21 protein-coding genes and 1 pseudogene are annotated in these 22,552 nt (G+C 69.9%); 9 read left to right on the top strand and 13 right to left on the bottom strand.

Features of this window, described 5'->3' with window-relative positions; translation table 11 throughout:
- Window positions 1-2: 2 nt before the first annotated feature.
- Window positions 3-1,343: an acyltransferase family protein gene (locus tag HKK72_RS08090; protein WP_187233640.1), complete on the bottom strand. Its 1,341-nt coding sequence runs from the start codon at window positions 1,341-1,343 to the stop codon at window positions 3-5.
- Between the two features lie 612 nt (window positions 1,344-1,955).
- Between HKK72_RS08090 and HKK72_RS08085 the strand changes: the two genes are divergently transcribed.
- The 3 genes from HKK72_RS08085 (at window position 1,956) to HKK72_RS08070 (ending at window position 4,406) form a co-directional block, all read left to right on the top strand.
- On the top strand, window positions 1,956-3,266 hold the full coding sequence (locus HKK72_RS08085) for a tetratricopeptide repeat protein (protein ID WP_187233639.1): 1,311 nt from the start codon (window positions 1,956-1,958) through the stop codon (window positions 3,264-3,266).
- 295 nt (window positions 3,267-3,561) lie between these two features.
- On the top strand, window positions 3,562-3,729 hold the full coding sequence (locus HKK72_RS08075) for a hypothetical protein (protein ID WP_187233637.1): 168 nt from the start codon (window positions 3,562-3,564) through the stop codon (window positions 3,727-3,729).
- On the top strand, window positions 3,726-4,406 hold the full coding sequence (locus tag HKK72_RS08070) for a hypothetical protein (RefSeq protein WP_187233636.1): 681 nt from the start codon (window positions 3,726-3,728) through the stop codon (window positions 4,404-4,406). Before HKK72_RS08075 ends, HKK72_RS08070 begins: the two co-directional genes overlap by 4 nt.
- Window positions 4,407-4,605: 199 nt before the next feature.
- Here HKK72_RS08070 and HKK72_RS08065 read toward each other — a convergent pair whose 3' ends face one another.
- The gene (locus HKK72_RS08065) at window positions 4,606-4,806 is read right to left on the bottom strand and encodes a DUF2795 domain-containing protein (RefSeq protein WP_187233635.1); all 201 of its coding nucleotides are present in this window, start codon (window positions 4,804-4,806) and stop codon (window positions 4,606-4,608) included.
- A gap of 267 nt (window positions 4,807-5,073) precedes the next feature.
- Between HKK72_RS08065 and HKK72_RS08060 the strand changes: the two genes are divergently transcribed.
- The 3 genes from HKK72_RS08060 to HKK72_RS08050 are packed head-to-tail and all read left to right on the top strand — an operon-like array spanning window position 5,074 to window position 6,911.
- Window positions 5,074-5,751 carry an SDR family oxidoreductase gene (locus tag HKK72_RS08060; RefSeq protein WP_187233634.1) on the top strand — a complete coding sequence of 226 codons (678 nt, stop codon included), beginning with the start codon at window positions 5,074-5,076 and terminating at the stop codon, window positions 5,749-5,751.
- Window positions 5,751-6,200, top strand: coding sequence for an alpha/beta hydrolase fold domain-containing protein (locus HKK72_RS08055; RefSeq protein ID WP_187233633.1), 450 nt, complete (start codon window positions 5,751-5,753; stop codon window positions 6,198-6,200). Before HKK72_RS08060 ends, HKK72_RS08055 begins: the two co-directional genes overlap by 1 nt.
- Before the next feature lie 9 nt (window positions 6,201-6,209).
- Window positions 6,210-6,911, top strand: a complete 702-nt coding sequence (locus tag HKK72_RS08050) for an HAD family hydrolase (protein WP_187233632.1) — start codon at window positions 6,210-6,212, stop codon at window positions 6,909-6,911.
- Between the two features lie 355 nt (window positions 6,912-7,266).
- On the opposite strand, the gene HKK72_RS08045 is transcribed toward HKK72_RS08050, so the two are convergent.
- The 9 genes from HKK72_RS08045 to HKK72_RS08005 form a co-directional block, all read right to left on the bottom strand.
- Window positions 7,267-8,721 carry a sensor histidine kinase gene (locus HKK72_RS08045; RefSeq protein WP_187233631.1) on the bottom strand — a complete coding sequence of 485 codons (1,455 nt, stop codon included), beginning with the start codon at window positions 8,719-8,721 and terminating at the stop codon, window positions 7,267-7,269.
- Window positions 8,718-9,404, bottom strand: coding sequence for a response regulator transcription factor (locus HKK72_RS08040; protein ID WP_187233630.1), 687 nt, complete (start codon window positions 9,402-9,404; stop codon window positions 8,718-8,720). The genes HKK72_RS08045 and HKK72_RS08040 overlap by 4 nt, the downstream gene beginning before the upstream one ends.
- 166 nt (window positions 9,405-9,570) lie before the next feature.
- Window positions 9,571-9,837: a hypothetical protein gene (locus HKK72_RS08035; protein ID WP_187233629.1), complete on the bottom strand. Its 267-nt coding sequence runs from the start codon at window positions 9,835-9,837 to the stop codon at window positions 9,571-9,573.
- A complete protein-coding gene (locus HKK72_RS08030) occupies window positions 9,834-10,259 on the bottom strand; it encodes a hypothetical protein (RefSeq protein WP_187233628.1) in 426 nt (141 codons plus the stop codon). The genes HKK72_RS08035 and HKK72_RS08030 overlap by 4 nt, the downstream gene beginning before the upstream one ends.
- 193 nt (window positions 10,260-10,452) lie before the next feature.
- A complete protein-coding gene (locus HKK72_RS08025) occupies window positions 10,453-12,015 on the bottom strand; it encodes a glycoside hydrolase family 13 protein (protein ID WP_187233627.1) in 1,563 nt (520 codons plus the stop codon).
- Between the two features lie 207 nt (window positions 12,016-12,222).
- Complete coding sequence (locus tag HKK72_RS08020; RefSeq protein WP_187233626.1) at window positions 12,223-13,203, bottom strand: carbohydrate ABC transporter permease; 981 nt, start codon at window positions 13,201-13,203, stop codon at window positions 12,223-12,225.
- A 7-nt stretch (window positions 13,204-13,210) separates the two neighbouring features.
- On the bottom strand, window positions 13,211-14,131 hold the full coding sequence (locus HKK72_RS08015; protein WP_222720476.1) for a carbohydrate ABC transporter permease: 921 nt from the start codon (window positions 14,129-14,131) through the stop codon (window positions 13,211-13,213).
- A 93-nt stretch (window positions 14,132-14,224) separates the two neighbouring features.
- Entirely contained in the window at window positions 14,225-15,580 is a 1,356-nt protein-coding gene (locus HKK72_RS08010) for an ABC transporter substrate-binding protein (RefSeq protein ID WP_187233624.1), read from the bottom strand.
- Window positions 15,581-15,900: 320 nt separating this feature from the next.
- Window positions 15,901-16,941, bottom strand: a complete 1,041-nt coding sequence (locus HKK72_RS08005; protein ID WP_187233623.1) for a LacI family DNA-binding transcriptional regulator — start codon at window positions 16,939-16,941, stop codon at window positions 15,901-15,903.
- A 322-nt stretch (window positions 16,942-17,263) separates the two neighbouring features.
- Here HKK72_RS08005 and HKK72_RS42685 point away from each other — a divergent pair.
- Window positions 17,264-17,743: pseudogene (locus tag HKK72_RS42685) on the top strand (hypothetical protein); the annotation flags it as partial.
- 53 nt (window positions 17,744-17,796) lie between these two features.
- Here HKK72_RS42685 and HKK72_RS07995 read toward each other — a convergent pair.
- Window positions 17,797-19,134 (bottom strand): PLP-dependent aminotransferase family protein, encoded by a 1,338-nt coding sequence (locus HKK72_RS07995; RefSeq protein ID WP_187233622.1) that lies wholly within the window; start codon window positions 19,132-19,134, stop codon window positions 17,797-17,799.
- Window positions 19,135-19,303: 169 nt separating this feature from the next.
- Here HKK72_RS07995 and HKK72_RS07990 point away from each other — a divergent pair, with 169 nt between their 5' ends.
- The gene (locus HKK72_RS07990) at window positions 19,304-20,128 is read left to right on the top strand and encodes an alpha/beta fold hydrolase (RefSeq protein WP_187233621.1); all 825 of its coding nucleotides are present in this window, start codon (window positions 19,304-19,306) and stop codon (window positions 20,126-20,128) included.
- Between the two features lie 73 nt (window positions 20,129-20,201).
- On the opposite strand, the gene fahA is transcribed toward HKK72_RS07990, so the two are convergent.
- Window positions 20,202-21,464 carry a fumarylacetoacetase gene (fahA, locus tag HKK72_RS07985; RefSeq protein WP_187233620.1) on the bottom strand — a complete coding sequence of 421 codons (1,263 nt, stop codon included), beginning with the start codon at window positions 21,462-21,464 and terminating at the stop codon, window positions 20,202-20,204.
- A 209-nt stretch (window positions 21,465-21,673) separates the two neighbouring features.
- On the opposite strand from fahA, the gene HKK72_RS07980 reads away from it, so the two are divergent.
- The coding region (locus HKK72_RS07980; RefSeq protein WP_315987138.1) for a serine/threonine-protein kinase at window positions 21,674-22,552 on the top strand (879 nt) is incomplete at its 3' end.

Here is a 22,552-nt window from a genome sequence, read left to right as displayed (position 1 = left end):
CGTCAGTCGGCGGGCGTGACGGACGCTCCGGGCGCCCCGGCCGCGATCGAGGCCGACCGGTCGCCGCCGCTCGGGGGAGCATGACGCGCTGCGCCCGAGCCGAGCCGGCGGGCCACGCGCCGGCCGAGGCGCTGCATCGGGGCCTCGACGCAGCGGTGGGTCGTCCAGCTCACCATGACCAGCACGCAGACGAAGACGGCCAGCCTGAGCACATCGTCGCGCTCGGGAGTGCCGCCGAGCTGATCAGAGATGATCAACAGGACGGGGTGCAGCAGGTACACCGAGTAGCTGATCACACCGAGGCCGACCAGGCTGCGCGGCATGCGGCGGTGCCTCAGCGCCATGACACCGGCGAAGGTGAACGCCGCCAGCAGGACCGAGCCGGTCCAGTAGACCTGGAAGACGTGCGCGTCCGGCCGGGGCATGGTCCGCGCGGCGCTCCAGACCCCGGCGGCGACCGATCCGGCCAGTACGGTGGCGAGGCCCAGCGCCGCTGCGCCCTTGCCGATCTGGCCGTGCTGTGCGCGGTACACCACCGTGCCGGCGAACATCACCGCGAGGATCACCAGCCCCTCCCAGGGGGTGATCCGCCCGTTCACGGTGACGAGCACGGCCGCGAGGACTCCCCCGAGGATTCCGCCGGCCGTCCGTGGCCTCGCCCGGCTCGACGCGGCGGCGGCGATCGCCACGGCCAGCAGGACCGCCGCGATCACGACCACCCGGCCGGTTCCCGCGGCGCGCGACAGCACCGCGGTGGGCAGCACCGCTCCCCCGAGGAGCGCGGCGAGGACCAGGAGAGCGGCGATGGGCGCGGACCGACGATGCGTGCCGGTGACGAACAGCGCGACGATCAACAGGTAGAAGACCATCTCGTACGACAGCGTCCACAGCACGTTGAGGGTGTTGGGCACGGCCAGGACGTCCTGCAACATCGTGACGTGGGCCAGGGTCGCGATCACCGGGTCGTACTGTTCCAGCCCGGCCCGTAGTCCTCTGATGCCGAGGATGAACGGCACGATGCCCAGGACGGACGCCACCAGCAGCAATGGATGGATACGGAAGAACCGGCCGATCCAGAAGTCCCGCACCCGCCCGTGCCGCTCCAGCGAGGCGGGAACCACATAGCCGCTCACCAGGAAGAAGACCAGGACACCGTACCTGCCCGGGTCGAACCACTCGAAGACCTGATACCGCAGGCGTGGCGTGAAGTAGTACGTCGCGTGATGCAGTGCCACCGCCAGCGCCGCCAGGCCGCGCAGGACGTCAAGCCAGGCCAGCCGGGCCCTGGCCGGCGCCTCCGTCGGAGGTTCCGTTGCGCGCTGTTCCAGCGTCGAGGGAGGCATCACGGACACACTAGTAAGAGAGTTGTGTTCGCGACACTCGTGACTATTTAGGATATCGCCCCCTTTTCCCCTCACACAGGCATGCCGGCCAGGTGGCCCGGCCATGAGCGGGAACCCGGTCGAACCGGACGTCCCTCAGCTCGATCACGTGGAGGACGTCGAGACGCGCTCCACTGCCAAGGACCGGGGCGAACACCTCAAAACATACTAAAATCCATGTAACCGGAAAATTCTCTATATCATGTATCTTTCCGACCTTAACGCTACGTTAGCGAAATGGCGGACTCACCACCAATAGCCCGGCCGATCGACCAGGTACCTGTGCGCCGCCCACCTTAACGAACCCCGAATGTGTCACCTGACACATTCGACTTCGGCCGGTCACCGGCCAATTGCCACTCGGCCCGGCATCCCGCCCCAACCGGGTGGTGCGGTACATATCGGAACACCGGCGTCCCGCGCCTCCCACCTGGGATTTCTCATCTCCCAGAACGACACGGAACATTCCAGAACAGGCGGTTCGCGCGGAAGCCGTGGGGAGGGTGAGACGATTGACCACTGTGGGGGGAATAAATCAACTAACCTCGCATGTAACCGGTAAAGGCAGCCTTAATGAGCATCGATGAACCCTGGAACGGTGCCGCTCTCGACGAATTCATCAAGGTCCTGGAGGAATTCCGGCGAGCCTGTGGCGGGCCGGGCATAAGGGAGCTGGCACGGGTCTCGCGGCAGGTCGTGGAGACCTCCGACAAGCGATACCGGCACCTGCAGATGCTCTCGCCCACCGCGCTGAGCGATGTGCTCAATCGCCGCCGGAAGAAGCCCCCGCCGTGGAGCTGGGTGGCCTCGTACGTCCTGTCCTGCCAGCGCTACGCCGCCGAGTCGGGCCTGATCCCCCACGATCCGGGCGGCAGCACGCTGCCGGAGTGGAACCGGCGGCTGCAGGCGGTTTACGCGACCGGCGAGAATCCCACCGCGAACGAGGAACCCGACGCCGCCCAGGCGCCCGACGCGGACCAGGACGCCGACCCGAGGACCGGCCGCGGTCCCTCAGCGGCGTCACCACCAGGAGAGTGGCCGGCCTACCCACAGTCCCCGCCCCAGCGAGCCCCGTCCCCACCGGCCCCATCCCCTCCTGCCTCGCCCCCTCCTGCCTCGCCTCCGCCGTCCCCCTCCCCGCCACCGTGCGAGCCGCTTGCCGCGCCGACGGTCGAGCCTCGGACCCCGGCCCGCGACAGCCCGGACGACCGCGACTCCCCTCCAGGTTCGCGCGCCGCACCGCGGGCCGCCGCCCAGGCCGTCATCGTCGAGCTGCTGGAGGACTACGTCGGCGATCCGGGCGGCCCGTCGCTGTCCGAGCTGCGCTTCTTCAAGCAGTACGGCCGGCACGGCGTCGACCTGCTCACAGCCGCCGAGAGCCACCAGGATCCGGAGGCGTGCTTCCGGCTCGGCCTGCTGCTCTGCATGGACGATCGCCCCACCGAATCGCTGGCCTGGCTGATGCAGGCCGAGCGCCATGGTCATCCAGGGGCCAGCAGGCTCATCGAGCACCCCTCTCCGCGCGCCGTCGCCCCCGCCTTCGCCTATGAGCTGGGCGCCCAGGCCGCGACCGCGGGCGACCACGCGACCGCCGAGCTCTATCTCGAACGCGCCGTCGGCCACGGCCACGCACGGGCCGCGTTCGAACTCGGCGCTCTGTCGATGGAACGCCAGGACCCGGCCCGTGCCGTCTTCTGGTTCAGCCGGGCGGCGGAGTGCGGGCATCCGCTCGCGCAATGGTGGTCGGACAGGCTCCACCACGAGACACGGCGAGAGGGGATCTCCCCGCCGCCTCCGCTGCCCGAACATGCGATTTCGCTGCCGAGCCTCGCCGACCTCATCAGCCAGGTCCACCGCGCGCGGCCCTACGCTCCCGAGCGCTGATGGCCCGGCTCGCCCGGGCGCGCTCTGCCCCCAAAGGGAGGCGGCCCATCTTGCCCCTAGCCGTTCCGAAGTGTTTGAGCCGACCACCTGCCCGCATGCCGACCCTGCATCGTGGGCCCGTAAGCACAAGACCCTCCATAGATGACGAAAACGAAAGGAGCCACGATGACCTGTATCGCCGCGCCCCACGTCACCGTGCGCCATGTCACCGCGGCCCCACGTCACCGCGCGCCATCTCACCGCGCGCCATGTCACTGTGCGCCCACGCCTCGGGTGCCCGCAGTCGGGAGGAGGCTTGCTCGATCCACAACGCTCGGACGACGAGCTCATCGGTTACACGCTCATCAACATCTGGTCGCTGACCACCGGCCGCGCACTGCGGCACGGCGTGCCGCCCGCCGAACTCGGCGTGGACGAACTCATCGACTTCTGGGCGGACCCGCTCGTGGAGGCCCGGAAGTGAGCCTGCACCCGGCCGACGAGCCGTTCTCCGCACTTCGCCCGCTCCGCCCTCTCGACGTCCGGCAGGGGTTCCACGAGATCGCGCATCCGCCTCAGGGGCTTTGGTCCGCCATGCCCACCACCCTGGCCGCCGTCGACATCACCGCGTTCGGCGATCATCGCCGGGACGACGACGCCCAGCTCCACCTGCGCCAGGCGATGTACGAGTGCCTCGTGGACGCCTTCTCGATCACGCGGCTGCCGTGGGCGGCCTGCCACCGTGAGGACCGCGGGGACGGGGTGCTCATCGTCACTCCGCCCGACGTCCCGGCCGAGGCGCTGCTCGATCCCCTGGCCCACCATCTGCACGCCGGGCTCCGCCGCCACAATCGGCTGGCGAGCGAGACCGGGCGGCTGCGGCTGCGCGCGGCCGTGCACAGCGGAAGGGTCCATCGCGATCTCAACGGGGTGGCCGGTCATGCCGCTCTGCACCTGTTCCGGCTGCTCGAGGCCGCGGCCTTCAAGAAGGCCTTCAACACCAGCGGCGCCGATCTCGGTTTGATCGTCTCGGACGGGCTCTACCGCGATGCCAGCCGGCATGGCGGGTTGATCAATCCCGCCGCCTACCAGCGCCTCCGGGTCTCCTGCAAGGAGACCCGCGCCTGGGGCTGGCTCTGGCTCCCGCCGGCCGGCCGCTGAGCGACGGCGGCCACCGCACGTGCGTCCGGCCACGCCGGGAACGGCGCCACTGAACGCGCCACCCCCGGGATTCACCGACGCGGCGGTGACCGAGTTCCGACACCGGCGCGAACAACTGCGAGCTCACCGCTCCACTCCTCTGTGATCCCGCAGTTGTTCGCGCCCCGTGACGTGAACGGCCCGACCGCCGGCACGTCCGCTAGGAGACCTTGGTCATCTCCTTGCTGATGGCGTTGGGCCCGTCGAACTGACGCTCGGGAAGCCTGCGCAGCGACTCGATGACGCCCTCAGGTGCCCCGTTCTTCCTCGCATGATCGACGAGCTCGTCGCGCGTCGCCGGATAATCCATTCCGGAGAGGTGTTTCTGTACCTCAATGAACGAAGGCTGATTGTTGCCCATTACCGCTCCCTTCGAATGAGTGAAAATTGTGCGCGCTCGCGTTGAACCGGTACTCGAGTGCTGCCTTCTCACGCATACCCGAGACGATGGGATTTATGCCCATTGACCTGCGGTTTTGCCCATTTCGGGCGCACTGCTGAGTCTGTCCCGCAACGTTTCAAGTTTGCGCAATTATTGGTTTAGCGCAGTCTCCGATGGCGACAAATGCCATATACGTGACACCAGTGGGGACGGGCATGCTCCGAGGCGGCCGAAGGGAAGCAGGCCATGAGAGTTCTCATCACCGGCGGCGCCTCAGGACTCGGTGCCGCCGTGGCGCGGAAGGTCCACGACAACGGCGGCCGGCCCCTGATCCTCGATCGGCACCTGCCGCAGGTGGCGGTCGAGCACATCCAGGCCGACCTCTGCGATCGGCGGGCGGCCGAGCGCGCCGTGCAGTCTCTCGCCCGCCATGCCGACGGCCTGGACGCCGTGGTCACGGCCGCCGGTATCGACGCCTGCGGCATGCTCGGCGCCGTGCCCGCCGACGACTGGGAACGCGTCGTACGGGTCAACCTGCTGGGAACCGTCGCGGTGGTCCGGGCCACGCTCCCCTACCTCCTCGCGTCCGGCAACGGCCGGGTGGTCACCTGTGCGTCCACTCTCGGACTGCGTGCTGTCAGTGACGCCACCGCCTATTGCGCCGCGACGTTCGGCGTCGTGGGCTTCACCAGGGCACTGGCCGTCGAGACCGCCGGGCGGATCGGCGTGACGCTCCTCGTGCCCGGCGGCATGGACACCGCCTTCTTCGACGGCCGGGACGAGCAGTACAGGCCACCGCCGGACGCGAAGCTCAACCGGCCGGAGGACGTGGCCGAGGCGGTCCTGTTCGCGCTCTGCCAGCCGCCCGGGTGCGAGCTGCGCGAACTCGTCATCTGTCCATCGCAGGAATCCTCTTGGCCGTGATGTCCCCAGGCCCTCGGCGCGATCCACTCACCCGCCACTGCGCGCTGGCCGTCGTCAGCGCGCCGTCGGAACTGAACACTCTCCAACCACCGGGGTGGACGGCCGCCCAATGGGTCGTCACGCACGGTGCGGACCACGGACTCGACCCCGGCCGTATCGCCGTGGCCGGAGACTCGGTCGGCGGGAACATGGCCGCGTCGCTCACCCTGACCGCCAAGCAGCAGGGCGATGTCCGGCTCGCGGGTCAGGTGCTGTTCTATCCGGTCACCGACGCCGCCTTCGACACCGGCTCCTACGAGCGGTTCGCCGAGGGTTTCTTCCTGCGTCGTGACACCATGCAGTGGTTCTGGGACCAGTACGCGCCCGATCCGGCGCAGCGCGACGAGATCACCGCGTCGCCGCTGCGGGCCACGGGGTGCTCGAGACCGCCTGAGCCGTCTCTCGCCTAGCATGCGTGCGTGCGAACTCTGGTGCTCTGGGACATCGACCACACGCTGATCAGCATCAGCGGGCTCAGCAGAGAGATCTACGATACGGCGTTCCGCGAGGTCATCGGCCGCCCCATGGAGCGGGTCGCGGACATGGCCGGGAGGACGGATCGCACGATCATCGCCGAAACGTTGCGACTACACGGGATCACCCCCGACACCGAGGTCGTGACGGCCTTCGCCGACGTCCTGGCCGCTTCGTTCACGGCGCGGCAGCATGAGATCAAGGCACGTGGCCGGGAGCTTCCCGGAGCCCGGGCTGCGTTGACGGAACTGGCCATCCGGACCGACGTGATCCAGTCGGTTCTCACGGGCAACATGAAGCCGATCGCCGTCTGCAAGATGACGGCATTCGACCTGCACGACCTCGTGGACTTCGAGGTGGGCGCGTACGGCTTTGATCACGACGACCGGCCACCGCTCGTAGGGCTGGCTCGCAAGCGTGCGGAACGGAAGTTCGGGGAGACGTTCGACGCCTCGACGACCGTTCTGATCGGGGACACCCCGCACGACGTGGACGCAGGGCACCGGGGTGGCGCTCGCGTCGTGGCCATGGCCACCGGCGCCAGCGACGAACAGGCGCTCCGAGCGGCAGGTGCCGACATCGTCCTGGCGGACCTGACCGACACTGACGCGGTGGTCCGGGCACTCCTCCAGGTCAGCGCGGCCTGACCGGTCGGTCAGACCGCCGAGCCCCGCCCCGGCCGCCCGGACCGGCGCGCCGTGCCCCCGCCCTGCGTACGAACGCAGAACGACGTTCAGTGTCGGCGTTCGCACCACCGGGAGCCGCCCCGGTCGTGCTTTTGCCGACACTGAATACGATTCGACCCCGGCGAGACGCGCTGGGGCATGGCGTTGCATGACCTGAGCTCCGGGGCCGACATCTCGTGGGGATTCTGGCTGGCCGACTGCCCGATCCGCCCCAGGAAATGACGATCGAGCGCCCTGTTCTCGGTTGAGTTGCGGCGTGTCGTTGGTACGGCACGGCAGGGACCAACGACACGCCGCAACTCGACGCGTCTGCCGGCTACGGGTGCTGCGCGGTCAGCCATGAACGGGCCTCGGGCCGGTCGACGGCGGCGGGGCCCGCCATCGGCAACCGGACCTCGATCCGGGTGCCGGTCCCGGCGGGCGGATCCGGCACGGTGACGGTTCCCCCGTGCCGCTCGGCCTGCTGGTGTACGAGGGTGAGCCCGAGGCCCGAGCCGGGGCTCCCCGGACGACGGTGGAACCTGCCGAAGACCGCGCCGCGCTCGGCCGCGGGGATGCCAGGCCCGGCGTCCTGTACGGCGAGGAGCGCGGCGGCACCCTGCCGGGCCAGTGTCACCGTGATGTCGGCGCGGCCCCAGTCGTCGGCTCCGTGGATGGCGGCGTTGTCGATGAGGTTGTCGACGATGACGCGCAGGCCCTCCTCCCAGCCGCGGACCCGTACCTCGCGGTCCAGCGGGCAGGTGATCGTCGCGTGCGGGTGGCGGCGGCGCGCCTCCTCTGCCGCGGTCGCGACGATCTCGGTGAGCTCCACCTCGGCGGCGAACGTGGCGGCGTCAGCGAGTTCGCCGCGTGCCAGTTCCCGCAGCATGGCGATCAAACGCTGCATCCGGCCATGCTCGGCGACCAGATCGGCGATGATCTCTGCCCGTTCGGCGGGATCGAGATCGGGGTGGTCCAGCAGCGTGAGATTGGTGCTGACGCTGGTCAGGGGCGTCCGCAGCTCGTGCGCAGCGGTGGCGGCGAAGGCCCGCGCCGCCTCGAGCGCCTCGGCGGTACGCGCGACCGCCACGTCACGTCGCCCCAGGAGCTCGTTGACCAGGGCGGCCAGCTTGTCGATCTCACTGACACCCGAGGCGGTTCCGAGCCGGGCGGCGGTGCCGGACGGGACGTCGAGCGCCTGAGCCTGCCTCGTCAGCACGGCGAGCGGGCGCACCGCGAACCGGCCGAGGGCGAACCCCGCCGCCGCTCCCACGGCGACGGCGGCGAGCGTCACGAGCGCCAGCCGCTTGCGGAGCAGGTCCAGTTGCCCGGCGAGCCGCTGCTCCGGCTCCAGTACCCAGACCTGCGCCCGGTCACCGTTCCTGCCGCGCAGTGCCAGGTCGGCGCCGACGTACCGCCAGGCGGCGCCGTCGGCGGTGAACGTGGCAGGGCCGCCCGCACCGCCCGGGGGCATGACGGACGGCACGTTGCCGATGATGAAGGGATCGGCGCCGGGCACGTGCAGATAGACCCCGCCCGGGGCCTCCGCGCCGAGCGCCGCCCCGGCCAGCCGCTGCGCGGCGGCTTCCGGCGAGACCTTGGATATCGGCCGGGCTCGTCGTGCGTACACCGTCGCCATCGGGACGAGCGCGCGCAAGCGCGTGGTGAGGTGCCTGTCCCGCTCGGCGCGCAGGTCGTGCGAGGCCAGACGCAGCATGGCCACTCCGGCCAGCAGGACGAGGAGCGGTACGAGCAGGGCGACGCAGACGGCGAACCGGGTCGACAGTCTCATGGCCGCCCGTCCCGCAGCACGAAGCCGACACCGCGCACGGTGTGCAGCATGCGCGGCTCGCCGCCGGCCTCGAGCTTGCGCCGCAGGTAGCCGACGAAGGTGTCCACGGCGTTGCCGGTCACCTCGAAGTCATATCCCCAGACCCGGTCCAGGAGCACCGGGCGCGAGAGCACGAGGTCCGCGTTGCCCGCGAACACCTCGAGCAGGTCGAACTCGCGCCGGGTCAGCTCGACGTCTCGGCCGTTCAGGGTGACCCGGCGGGCCGTGGGGTCGACCGTCAGCGGACCGACCCGCACCACGCCGCCCGGCTCGCGCCCGGCCCTGCGCAACAGGGCCCTGAGCCGCAGCACCAGCTCACGCAGGTCGAAGGGCTTGACGACGTAGTCGTCGGCGCCGGCGGCGAGACCGGCCACCCGGTCGGCCACCTCGTCGAGGGCCGACAGCATCAGCACCGGCACCTCGGCTCCGCGCGCCCGCAGTTCGGCGCATACCTCGATCCCGGACAGTCCGGGCATGGAGACGTCGAGCACGATCGCGTCAGGAGCTGCGCTGCCGGCCAGCTCCAGCGCCCGCCGGCCCGAGTCGGCGACCTCCACGCCGAAGCCCTCCAGCCGCAGACCGCGCCGCAGCGATCGCAGGATCGCGGGGTCGTCGTCGACGGCGAGGATCCGAGGTCCGCTCATCGATGCTCCTGCCCTCATCGGAGGTCAGGGTACGCGGCCACGGCGCGCCCGCGGCCGCGTACCCGGGCAGGCCCCCGCGGATGAGGCCGGGCGGAACCCTGCCCGCCGGGGCCAGATCGCAGCCCGGTCAGGACCCGTGAGCACCGGGCCGGGACCGCGCCAGGGCTCACTCGGGCTCGACGACCTCGCGCTCGGCCTGGTCCGCCGCGCCTTCGGCGTCGGAGACGGCCTTCTCCAGCTCGGAGATCTCCTCCTGGGAGATGCCGGCCGCGGGCGGCGCTGAGCCTTGCGGCGTCTGCGTCGTCCGCGCCGATCCGCCCTGACCGCCCTGGCCACCGGGCTCACCGGCCGGCGGCTCCGAGCCACCGCAACCGGTCAGGGTGAGGCAGAGCAGCCCGGCGGGCAGGGCCGCCCGCCATCGCGCGCTGCTCACCCGGCGCTCCCGTCGCGGAAGCCGTGCGAGTCGCACCACTTGTCGACCTTCGGCAGGTTCTGCTGCCGGAGCTTCAGAGTGTTGAGCCGGGACTGCCGGATGCGGACCTGCCCGTCGAGGATGTCGGCGCGCGCCGCGTCCTTGCTCCGCACCGTGGCGGCCCGCTTCTGCAGGCGCTGCACCGAGCCCCGCGTCCCCGGGCCGGCCGACAGCCGCTTCACGAGCCGGTCCACTCGCTTTTCCACCCGGTCCGCGCGTGCGCACATCCGCTTCGCCCGTTTGGCCAGCCTGTCCTGTGCGGACTTGCCCGGCTTGGCGGGCTGCGCCGACTCCGACGAGGTCGTCGGGGACGGCGTCGGGGTGTCCGCCTGCGCGACGGGCCCGCCCACGAACACCAGTGCCCCGACGGCACCCGCGCCCATGATCGTTCTCCATGACCTTCGCGACATGCTCTTCGCCATGCGTCGTCCTCCTGATCGGTGATGGGAGGACGACGCTAGACGACCTTCTTGGCAGAACCGTGAGAAAGCGCGCGCGGTTCTTCGCGCTCGAGTTGCGGTGTGTCGTTGGTGTACGGGCGCGCAGACCAACGACACGCCGCAAGTCGACGAAGGGTCAGCGCAGCCAGACGGCCGTGTCCGCGGGCAACCGGTCACCGGCGAGCGGGCCGCTGGCCAGCAGCACCGACTCGTGCTCCGGCAGCGGCACGACGTCCTCCGCCGAGAGGTTGACGACGCAGGTCAGGCCGGAGTCGCGGGTGAAGGCGAGCACGCCGTCCCCGAGCGGCAGCCAGTTCATCGCCCCGTCGCCGAGAAACTCGCGGCGGATCCGCAACCCGGCCCGGTAGAGGTTCAGCATCGAGCCGACGTCGCCCTCCTGCACGTCGACCGTCACGTCCCGCCATCCGGCGGGCTGGGGAAGCCACGGCTGACCGTCCCCGTCACCGAACCCGAACCCGAACGGGGGCGTGTCACCGGACCAGGGCATCGGCACGCGGCAGCCGTCCCGCCCGACGTCGGTGTGACCGGAACGTTCCCAGATCGGGTCCTCCCGGACTTCGTCGGGCAGGTCCTCGACCTCCCAGAGGCCCAGTTCCTCGCCCTGGTAGATGTAGATGCTGCCGGGGAGCGCCATGGCCAGCAGCGCGGCCGCCCTGGCCCGCCGCAGGCCGAGCTCCAGGTCGGTGGGCGCCCCATGCCCTCGGTCGGAGTGCGAGAAGGCGGTGTCCGCACGGCCGTACCGGGTCACCGGCCGGGTGACGTCGTGGTTGGACAGCACCCACGTCGCCGGCGCGCCCAGCGGAATGTGGGTCGCGAGCGTCATGTCGATGACACGGCGCAGCGCGGCGGGCTCCCATGCACAGGACAGGAAGTCGAAGTTGAACGCGGTGTGCATCTCCTCCGGCCGCAGATAGAGCGCGAACCGGTCAGGCTGATCCGGCAGCCACAGCTCGCCGATCAGGATGCGGTCGTCGTACTGGTCGGTCAGCCGGCGCCAGTCCTGGTAGATCTCGTGCACGCCGTCGTGGTCGGTGTAGGACTCCTCGACGCTGTCGAGGTCCTTGATGACCACCGCCGCCGAGTCGATGCGGATGCCGTCGACCCCGCGGTCCAGCCAGAACCGCAGGATGTCGAGGAACTCCTCGTGCACCTCGGGGCTGTTCCAGTTGAAGTCCGGCTGCTCGGCGGCGAACAGGTGGAGATACCACTCGCCGTCCGGCACCTGGGTCCACGCGGGACCACCGAAGATCGACTTCCAGTCGTTGGGCGGCAGGTCGCCGCGGCCGGGGCGGAACCAGAACCGTTCCCGTGCCGGCGAGCCCGGGCCTGCGGCCAGCGCCTCGACGAACCACGAATGCTGGTCCGAGCAGTGGTTCGGCACGATGTCGATGATTGTTCTGATACCGACCTCGTGCGCCTCCTCGATCAGCTTCTCGGCCTCCGCCAGCGTGCCGAAGAGCGGATCGGTGTTGCGGAAGTCGGCGACGTCATAGCCGCCGTCGGCCATCGGGGACGGATACCACGGGTTGAGCCAGATGGCGTCCACACCGAGGTCGGCGAGGTAGGGCAGGCGTGCTCGAAGGCCGGCCAGGTCGCCGGTGCCGTCGCCGTTCCCGTCGGCGAAGCTGCGCAGGTAGACCTGGTAGATCGCGGCTCCCCGCCACCACGTTTCTGACATGTTCTGTCTTTCTCCTTAACTGATCAGCCCTTGCGGCTGCCGCCGACGAGGCCCGCGAGTGTGTGCCGTTGAAGAGCAGGAAGAAGCCGATCATCGGAACGCTCGCGTGTGCCGGGCGCGACCATGAGCAGGCACAACGGCATATCCTGACGTACCCGTTCGATCGCCGAGCTCAGGGGCCACGCCCTCGGGTCGCTCGACACGGGCTCAGCCCTTGAGGCTTCCGGCGGTCAGCCCGGCCATGATGTGCCGCTGGAAGATGAAGAAGACCACGATGGTCGGGACACTCGCGATCACCAGGGCCGCGATGAGCGTGTTCTGCGGCATCTGGGCCGACAGCGAGGCGATGCCGACGCTGATCGACATCTTCTCGGCGTCCTGCAACACGAGCAGCGGCCAGACGAAGTCCCGCCAGACGTTGACCACGGTGAAGATCGACACCACGCCGATGATCGGCCGGGAGACCGGCAGCACCACCTTCCAGAGGATCTTGAAGGGTGAGGCGCCGTCGATCTCCGCCGCCTCGAGCAGCTCCCGTGGAATGGAGTCGAAGAAGCGCTTCAGCAGGAAGATGTTGAAACCGTTGGCCACCGCCGGGAGCCAGATCGCCCAGGGCGTGTTGAGCAGATCCCAATGGAAGATCGGCAGGTCGTGCACCGTCAGGTACGCGGGCAGCAGCACGACCATCGTGGGGATCATCAGCGTCGAGAGCATCGCCCCCAGGATCAGGTTGCCGAGGACCGGGCGCAGCTTGGAGAGCGCGTAGGCCGCCGACACGTCGAAGATCAGGGTGAACATCCAGGCGCCCGCCGCGTAGATCACGGTGTTCTTGAGCAGCAGGCCGAGATCCATCAGATCCCAGGCCTCGCGGTAGGCCGTGAAATCGACCTTGGACGGCAGCACCGGCGAGGGCATCTGAGCGAGTTCGTCCGGGGACTTCATCGCCCCGGTGACCATCCAGAACAGCGGGAAGACGAAGATGGCGGTAAAGCTCACGAGTACGCCGATCAGAACAGCCCAGTAGATCCGCTTGCCCCAGCGGGAGTTCCGCTGTTGCGGCGAGATGATCGTACGGAACTCGTTGGTGGGTTCGTGGCGCCGCCTTGCCCGGCGCCGGTTCGCGCCCGGGCGGCGCGGATCGGCCGGCTCCTCGACGGTCGGCTCCCGGAGAGCGGTGAGATTCGACATGCGGTCCCTAGCCATTCTTCTCGCGGGAGATGCGCAAGTACGCGACGGAGAAAACCATCAAGACGAGCATGAGCATCAGGCCGAGTGCGCTGCCCGCGCCGAAGTTGGTGAAGTTGAACGCGTACTGATACATCAGATAGACGACGCTGACGGTGGCGTTCTCGGGCCCACCGCCGGTGAGCAGGTACGGCTCGATGAACACCTGCATCGTGGCGATGATCTGCAGGAGCAGCATCACCGCAAGGATCAGCTTGGTCTGCGGGATCGTCACATGCCAGATCCGCCGCAGGATGCCGGCGCCGTCCAGTTCGGCCGCCTCGTACAGCTCGCTGGGGATCGTCTGCAGTGCGGCCAGGTAGATCAGCGTGCCGCTGCCGAGGTTCATCCAGGTCGACACGATGACCAGCGAGAGCAGTGCCGTGCTGGTCGAGTCGAGCCAGCTCAGACCCGGGAGGTTCGCCAGGCCCAGTATCTGGTTGAACAGGCCCGGCCCCGGGTCGTAGAACCACTTGAACAGCAGCACTGCGACGGCCGGCGGCAGCATGACCGGAAGGTAGACGACGAAGCGCAGATAGGCCCGCGCGTGCCGCAGCTCGTTCAGGACGATCGCGATGACGAACGGGATCGCGTATCCGAAGACCAGCGCCAGCAGGGTGAACACCACGGTGTTCACCCAGGCGGGCTTGAACGCCGAGTCCTCGAACACGGTCTTGAAGTTGTCCAGGCCCACCCAGACAGGTGGGTCGACGAAGTTGTTCTCCTGAAAGCTCAGGATGAACTCACGGATGATCGGATACCAGGAGAAGAACGCGAAGCAGATCAGTGCTCCGCTCAGAAAGCCGTACGCCGACAGGTTGCGGCGCAGATTCCGTTTGAACCTGGTGGGCTTCCGCTTCCGGGCGGGCCGGATGGGGCTCGCTACGGCCATCGGTGTTCCTCCAACGCGTATCCGATCCGTTCTGACTGTGCGGGGTGCCGGCCCAGTAGGGGGCATGGACCGGCACCCCGGGCTTCGGGTCGGCTAGCTCTTGGCCAGCAACGCGTTGACCTTCTTCTCGGCGTCGGAGAGCAGTTTGTTGATGTCGGCGTCCTGCCTGGTCAGCACCGCCGACATCGGGGTGTCCAGGACCGCGTAGATCTCCTGGGCGAGCGGCGGCTCGGGCTTGGCGGCGATGTTGGCGGTGCCGGCCGCGTACGGCGCGAAGTTCTCCACGGGCACCGTGGCGTTCTGCTTACGGTCGGCGGCGATCTGCTGGCCGGGCGGCGTCGTGCCGTACAGGTCCGGGATGGGCAGGCCGACCGGCCTCCCGACGGCCTTGAGGCGCGGGTAGTCGAACTGGCCCTTGCCGGGTGTCAGGTACTGGTACTCGAGCCAGAGCAGACCCGCCTTGATCTTCTCGGGCGAGGCCTTGCGGTTGAACATGTACCCGGAGCCGCCGTTCAGCGCGGCAGTGGCCTCGGGTTGCGCGGTCACCCCGAAGTCCTCGATCTTCCCGCGGAACTTGTCCTGCAGGTCCCGGGTCACGTCCGGAGCGCCGAGCATCATGCCCATCCTGCCTCCGGCCATCTGCTGCATCAGGTCTTCCCACTTGATCGCACGGCGGGTGCCCATGCTGTTGTCGGTCCAGCGCATGTCCTTCAGCGTCTGCAGGACCGCCTTGCCCTGGTCGCTGTTGAAGGCCGCCTTGGTGCCGTCGGGCGTGACCGCGTCCCCGCCCCGGCCGTACAGCGACGCGGTGAAGTGCCAGCCGCCGGTGTTGCCCCCGCTGTACTCGCCGAAGCCGACGTAGCCGCTGCCGAGCCCGGCGATCTTCTTCGCGGCCTCACGTACCTCCGCCCACGTCTTGGGCGGGTTGTTCGGGTCGAGGCCGGCCTTGGTGAAGAGCTTGCGGTTGTAGACCAGGCCCATCCCGTACCCGTCCCGGGGCACTCCGTAGGTCTTGCCGCCGCTCTTGAAGATGTTCGTGACGTCGGGCCGCAGGTCCTTCCCGTTCTTGAGGGCACCGACGTAGGAGGAGATGTCGGTGGCCTGGCCCGCCTGGATGATGCGCGAGACGTTGGGGAAGTTGACGTAGAAGACGTCCTCGAGCTGCCCGCCGGCCAGCTTGGCCTCGAACGTCTTCGGTTCGTAGCAGGGGAACGCGTCCTTGCTGACGACCTTGATGTTCGGGTGCAGCTTCTCGAACGCGACGACGTCCTCGTCCCAGAGCCTGCGCTCCTCTTTGGCGGTCTTCGGCGGCTGGCAGGCGACCGTGACCGATACCTGGCCGGGGGTGGAGCCGGCGCCCGAGTCACCGTCACCGTCATCTCCGCCGCAACCGGCGGCGGTCAGTGCGATCCCCGTGACCAGCAGGATCGTGAGCTTACGGGATTTCATCAACGAACTTCCTCCTGGTGTGGCACACCACTGCGGCTGAGGTCTCGGCCCCCGACAACCGAGCCCCTCCGGCAAGGTCCCCTTACTGCTACGGGCTCATTTCGCGTACCGGTGCCCGAAACATACGAGGACGGACAAGCTATTGCAATAGTTCAGCAGAAGTTCGCAAGAATTCAACAGCACTGGTGGCATGTGCGACGCAGCCACACGACACGGGCGCATGAGGAGTCGCCGACACGAGGGGCCGGACCGATTCCGGCACCCTGCACGCGGGGACCAAAGAGATTCCGACCCCCCCCGCTCACGGGGGTCGGTGACGGCTAGCCGCCGACGGCGCCGAGGGAGGTGATCCGATTCGCCGAGGACGCCGGCGCCGTCGAGGCCCGCACCACCAGCTCGGGCTCGAACAGCAGCTCGTCGTTCGGCACTCTCGCCTTGTCGATCTGAGCCACCAGCATGTCGACCGCGGCGCGACCCATCGCCTCGATCGGCTGACGCACCGTGGTCAGCGGCGGGTCCATGCACGTCATCAGGGCGGAGTCGTCATAGCCGATCACCGAGATGTCCGCCGGCACGGACAGGCCCCGGCGGCGGGCCGCCCGGATCGCGCCCATGGCGAGCACGTCGCTCGCGCACACGATGCCGGTCACGCCCTTGTCCAGGAGCCGGCCGGTCGCCGCGTGGCCGCCCTCGAGGGAGAAGGTCGTGTGCTCGACGAGCTCGGGGCCGGTGGGCAGCCCGGCCCGCGACAGCCTGAGGTAGGCCTCCAGCTTGCGCCGCGAGGGCATGTGGTCGGGCGGGCACAGGACCATGCCGATGCGCTCGTGCCCGAGTGCGGCCAGATGCCCCACCGCCTGCTCGGTCGCGACGGCGTCGTCGCATGAGACGCGCGGGAAACGGAGGTGCTCCACGGCGGCGTTGACCAGCACGGTGGGCAGACCCCGCTCGACCAGTCGTTCGTAGTGAAGGTGCGATGCGTCCGCCTGCGCGTAGAGGCCGCCGGCGAACATGACCCCGGACACCTGCTGCTGGAGCAGAAGCTCCACGTACTCGGCCTCCGACACCCCGCCCACCGTCCGGGTGCACAGCACCGGGGTGAGCCCCTGCTGCGCGAGCGCGCCGCCCACGACCTCGGCGAAGGCCGGGAAGATGGGGTTCTGCAGCTCTGGCAGCACCAGGCCGACCAGGCGCGCACGGTCGCCGCGCAGCTGCGTCGGCCGCTCGTAGCCGAGCACATCGAGGGCGGTCAGCACCGACTCGCGCGTCGCCTCCGAGACGCCGGGTCTGCCGTTGAGCACGCGGCTCACGGTCGCCTCGCTCACCCCGACCTTCTTGGCCACGTCGGCAAGTCGTCGTGTCATGACGGCAAGCCTACGACAGAGCGCGCAAGCAGTTGCGGCCATGCGCCCAGGTCGTCCCGGCGGACGTGCCCGTCGCGTCGAACCATGCGGAGTGAGTTCCGGACCGGCATACGGATCGTTCCAATCACACTGTGACCTACCCACGGTTATTTCTGGCCGGCTATCTGGAATTTGTAAGTTTCTGTCAGATGATTGCAAGATCCTGTCAACCGACCTATCGTTTGGCCCACCCCCGGCAGCCGTCACGAGCAGAGTCGGCGCCACCCCCGCCGGGCTTGGACGGTCTCCGCGTCCGTGACTGCCCTCGCGTCCCCCGGCGCCGATGCGGAAGGGTCCAGCGATGAAGAGACCTGGCCACCACCCGGGTAACAACACCTCCCCTGTCACCGGACGACTCACGGTCGTCGTCGCGATCACGGCGCTGATCGCCCTCGTGGCCTCGATGGTCACCTCGCTGCCGACGCCGATGCGGCCCGCCGCCGCCCAGGCGGCGAGCGGATCGCCCATCGCCGTGCCGGGCCGCGGCGCGACCGTCCCCTTCACCGAGATCGAGGCCGAGGACGCCGCCACGAACGGTGCGGTCATCGGGCCCGACCGCGTCTACACGCACCTGCCGTCCGAGGCCTCCGGCCGCAGAGCGGTCCGGCTCAGCGCGGCCGGGCAGTACGTCGAGTTCACCCTGACCAAGCCCGCCAACGCGATGACGGTCCGCTACAGCGTCCCCGACAACGCCGCGGGCACCGGACTGACCGCGCCCGTGGACCTGCGCGTCAACGGCGCCAAGCTCAAGGACCTCTCGTTCACCTCGCGGTACGGCTGGTACTACCGTCCGGCCGTAGCGTGCCGGCCGCGTCCTCACTCGACACCGGTGTCTTCGGGCGTGCCTCGGGCGATCGAGGCGAGCACCTCCAGCGCGGCGGACAGCATGTCCACCGGCGGAGCGGCCAGCGCGAGCCGTACGGCGTTGGGCGCGCGGCCCGGCGTGATGGCGAACGCCGCAGCGGGGGTGACCGCGATACCCCGCCGGGACGCGGCGGCGACGAAGGTCTCGGCCCGCCACTGCTCCGGCAACTCCCACCAGCAGTGGTAGGCGTTCGAATCGGCCGCGACCGCGAACCCGCCGAGGCGGCCGCGCATGATCTCCTGGCGGGCCGCGGCGTCACGACGCTTGATCTGCCTCAGGGTGGCCGCCGTACCGTCGGTCAGCCAGCAGGTGGCCGCCTCGAGCGCGAAGCGGGGAGCGGTCCAGGTCCCCGATCTGAGCGCCGCCGCCACGCGGCCGGCGATGCTCGCGGGCGGCACCGCGAAGCCGAGGGACAGACCCGGGGCGAGACGCTTGGACAGGCCGTCGACAAGCACGGTGTGCTCGGGAGCGAGCGCGGCGAGCGGTGCCGGCTCGTCGCTCAAGAAGGCGTAGATGGCGTCCTCGATCGCGTACAGGCCGAGCCTGTGCAGCACGTCGGCGAGCGCGGCGCGGCGCCGCGCCGGCATGGTGACGCCGAGCGGGTTGTGCAGAGTCGGCTGTAGGTACACGGCGCTGAGCGGCGCGGCCCGGTGCGCGGATTCCAGTGCCTCCGGCACCAGCCCGGCGTCGTCGGTCGGCAGCGGGACGAGCGTGACGCCGAGCCGGGTGGCGATGGCCTTGACCACGGGATAGGTGAGCGCCTCGACCCCGAGGCGCTCCCCCACCGGGACCAGCGCGGCGATCGCGGCGGCGATCGCCTGCCGGCCGTTGCCGGCGAAGAGCAGTTGCTCGGCACCGGGCGTCCAGCCGGGTCGCGAGAGCAGCTCGGCGGTGGCCGCACGGGCCGCCGGCGTGCCGGACGCGCCGACCGGCGTCAGTGCGGCGGCGAGCGCGTCCGGCCGCATCAGGCGCTCCAGGCTGCGGGCGAGCAGGGCCGGCTGCTCGGCCGGAATGGCGAAGTTCAGTTCCAGATCGACACGCGCGCCGCCCGGTTCGGCGAGCGCGGGCTCGGGTGCGGGCCTGCCGGCCCGTACGAAGGTGCCTCGGCCGACCTCGCCGACGGCCAGCCCCCGGCGGATCAGCTCGCCGTACACCCGTGCCGCGGTGGAACCGGCGATGCCGTGCTGGCGGGCGAACCGCCGCTGCGGCGCGAGCCGATCGCCGGGGCGCAGCCGCCCCGCCGCGATGTCGGCCGCCAGGCCGTCCGCGATCAGCCGGTAATCGTCCATTTCACGACCTCGCACTATATTGCACCGAGAGCATTTTTACTATTGCACCGAGATATTGCACCTCATAGCATCGAGCCGTCAAGGCGCCGACAACGGCGCGCTGGTGACGCGCAGCCGGCGGCGGCGACGAGTGCGATCGCGGCTGCCCAGACACGAGGAGAGCACCACGATGAGCACCGTTTCCATTGGCGGGATCACCATCGGATTCGACGATGTGGGCGGCGGCGACGTCCGCGGTCGTGCCATCGGTGGTGGTGACCCGCTGGTGCTCGTTCACGGCCACCCCTTCGACCGGACGATGTGGCGACCCCAGATCGAGCACTTCGGCGGTGCGGGGGTACGGGTGGTCGCCCCGGACCTGCGCGGCTATGGCGAGAGCACCGTCGTGCCCGGCAAGACGACGCTGGAGACCTTCGCCCGCGACATCGCCGCCCTCCTCGATCACCTGCGGATCGACCGGATCGTCCTCGGCGGTCTGTCCATGGGCGGTCAGATCGTCATGGAGTTCCACCGGCTGTTCCCGCACCGGGTCCGCGGCCTGCTGCTCGCCGACACCTCCGCCCAGGCCGAGACCGCGGACGGCAGGAGAGCACGCGACGAGATGGCCGAGCGGCTCATCGGCGAGGGCATGGCCCCGTACGCCGACGAGGTGCTGCCGAAGATGGTGGCCCCGGACAACATCCGCGCCCTGCCCGCCGTCGCACGACATGTGCTCGGCATGATGCGGGGCACGTCGGCGCAGGGCGCCGCGGCCGCCCTGCGCGGTCGCGCCGAACGTCCCGACTATGTGGAGATGCTGTCGCACGTCGCCGTGCCCACCCTGGTGGTGGTCGGCGACCGGGACGAGTTCACCCCGGTGGCCGACGCGCGGCTGATGTACGACCGCATCCCGAAGGCGTCCCTGGCCGTCATCGAAGGGGCCGGGCACATGCCCAACCTGGAGCGGCCCGCGGCGTTCAACGAGGCCCTGGCGTCCCTGCTGGCGGCCGCATGACCGGGCCGCCGGCCGCTACTTCGCGGCACCGGCCGAACGACCGCGACCTCCACCCTCGCCGGCCCGGTCGGGCTCATGGCTCCGGCGTGGGCACGACCCGGCCCGTCACCTCACCCAGGCCGAGCCGCACGCCGCCCGGTCCCGGAGCGGTGGCGGTGATCGTCACCTCGTCTCCGTCCTCCAGAAAGGTCCGGCGGGTGCCGTCCGGCAGCTCGAACGACTCCGCGCCGCCCCAGGTGAACTCCAGCAGGCAGCCCCGCTGTTCGCGCTCGGGACCGCTGACCGTGCCTGAGGCGTAGAGGTCCCCGGTCCGCAGGGAGGCTCCGTTGACGGTGAGGTGGGCCAGTTGCTGTGCGCCCGTCCAGTACATCGGCGCGAACGGCGGGCGGGAGATCACGTGGCCGTTGAGCCGGATCTCCAGGGCCAGGTCGAGCGACCAGGGTTCGGCCGCGTCGTCCAGGTACGGCAGCACCGCCGGATCCCGGGCCGGCGGCGCCACCCGGGCGGACTCCAGCGCGTCCAGCGGCACCACCCACGGCGACACCGAGGTGGCGAAGGACTTGCCGAGGAACGGGCCGAGGGGAACGGTCTCCCATGCCTGGATGTCACGTGCCGACCAGTCGTTGACCAGGCAGATCCCGAACACGTGGTCGCGGAACGCGCCCACCGGCACCGGTCGGCCGAGCTCAGAGGGAACGCCGACGACGAAACCGACCTCGGCCTCGATGTCGAGCCGCCGCGAAGGTCCGAACGTCGGCGCCGGGTCCGACGGCGCCTTGCGCTGTCCGGCCGGCCTCGTGACCGGCGAGCCCGAGACGACCACCGTTCCGGCCCGGCCGTGATACCCGATCGGCAGGTGCCGCCAGTTCGGCGTCAGCGGTTGGCCGCCCGGGCGGAAGATGCGGCCCACGTTGGTCGCGTGATGCTCGGAGGAGTAGAAGTCGACGTAGTCCGCGACCTCGAACGGCAGGTGCGGCGTCACCTCCCCGCGCGGCAGCAGATGCGGCTCCACCGCGGCCCGATGCGCCGTGTCCGTGAGCCACGAGGTGATCTCCGCCCGCACGGCGCGCCAGGTCGGCGGACCCGCCGCCATCAGCGGATTCAGCACCGGGCGGTCGAGCAGGTCGGCGAACGGCAACCCGCTCGCTCGCGCGACCGGCGCCAGGTCCAGTACGTGGTCACCGATGGCGACGCCGATCCTGCGGCGTCCGTCTGCTGCGGAGAAGACGCCATACGGCAGGTTCTCCACCGGAAAGGGGGTATCGGCTGGCAAGGGCGGCCAACTGGTCACCGGTGCTCCTCCCGAGCTCAGGGGTCCCGCGGTTCGGTTCCGCATGACCGTTCATACCGGAAACCGGATCGGGACCCGGTAGAGGGCGGGGGCCGTACCACCCGGGCATGGGCCACGGGCCGGCACCGCCCGAAAGATCACAGTGGCACAACGGCGTGGTCTTGCGGTCGTGACGATGAAGCGAACCGATATGACATGGCGTCACGAGACAAATAACCTTCTCCCTGACACCGCGTGTGACCACAGAGAGCGGTGTGACAGAAAGGACGATCATGCCGGACGCGGCGCCGTTGCGCCCCAGGGACCCGGCACGGGTCGGGCAGTACGACATCCTCGGGCTCTTGGGCGAAGGCGGTCAGGGCGCCGTCTATCTCGGCCGCCGCGCCGGCGACGGCTCAGAAGGCGAGTACGTCGCCATCAAGCTGCTCCATGACGACCTGATCGCGGACGCGTCGTCGCGGGCTCGCTTCGTACGTGAACTGCACGTGGCCAAGCGCGTGGCCCGGTTCTGCATCGCGCAGGTGCTCGACGCGGACCTGATCGGCGACCGGCCGTACATCGTGAGCGAGTACGTCGAGGGCCCCACTCTGTACGCATCGGTCCGCGAGCGAGGCCCGCGCAGCGGCGGCGCGCTGGAGCGGCTGGCCATCAGCACCCTCACGGCGCTGGCCGCGATCCACCAGGCCGGGATCCTGCACCGGGACTTCAAGCCGCACAACATCGTGCTCGGCTCTGACGGGCCCCGGGTGCTCGACTTCGGCATCGCGCGGGTGCGCGGAGCGGCGAGCGAGACGCAGACGATCGGGACGCCGGCCTACATGGCCCCCGAACAGATCGCCGGCCAGGGCTTCGGGCCGCCCGCCGACCTGTTCGCCTGGGGCAGCACGATGGTGTTCGCGTCGAGGGGACACCCCGCCTTCGGCGACGACGACACCGCAGCGGTGATGCACCGCATCGTGACGGCCGAACCGGACCTCGGCGAGCTGGCCGGCCCGATGCGCGAGGTGGTCGCCGCGTGCCTCGCCAAGGATCCCGAAGACCGGCCGACCGCCCAGGAGGCCCAGCGGCTGCTGATGGGCTCGGGCTCTCCCGCCGTCGCGGCCGACGGCGCCGACGGCACCGGCGACCCGGCC

The sequence above is a fragment of the Actinomadura sp. HBU206391 genome (genome assembly GCF_014323665.1).
Lineage (GTDB): Bacteria > Actinomycetota > Actinomycetes > Streptosporangiales > Streptosporangiaceae > Actinomadura_C.
The sequence above is the reverse complement of the archived record's forward strand: the minus strand, read 5'-3'. Positions and strand labels throughout refer to the sequence as shown.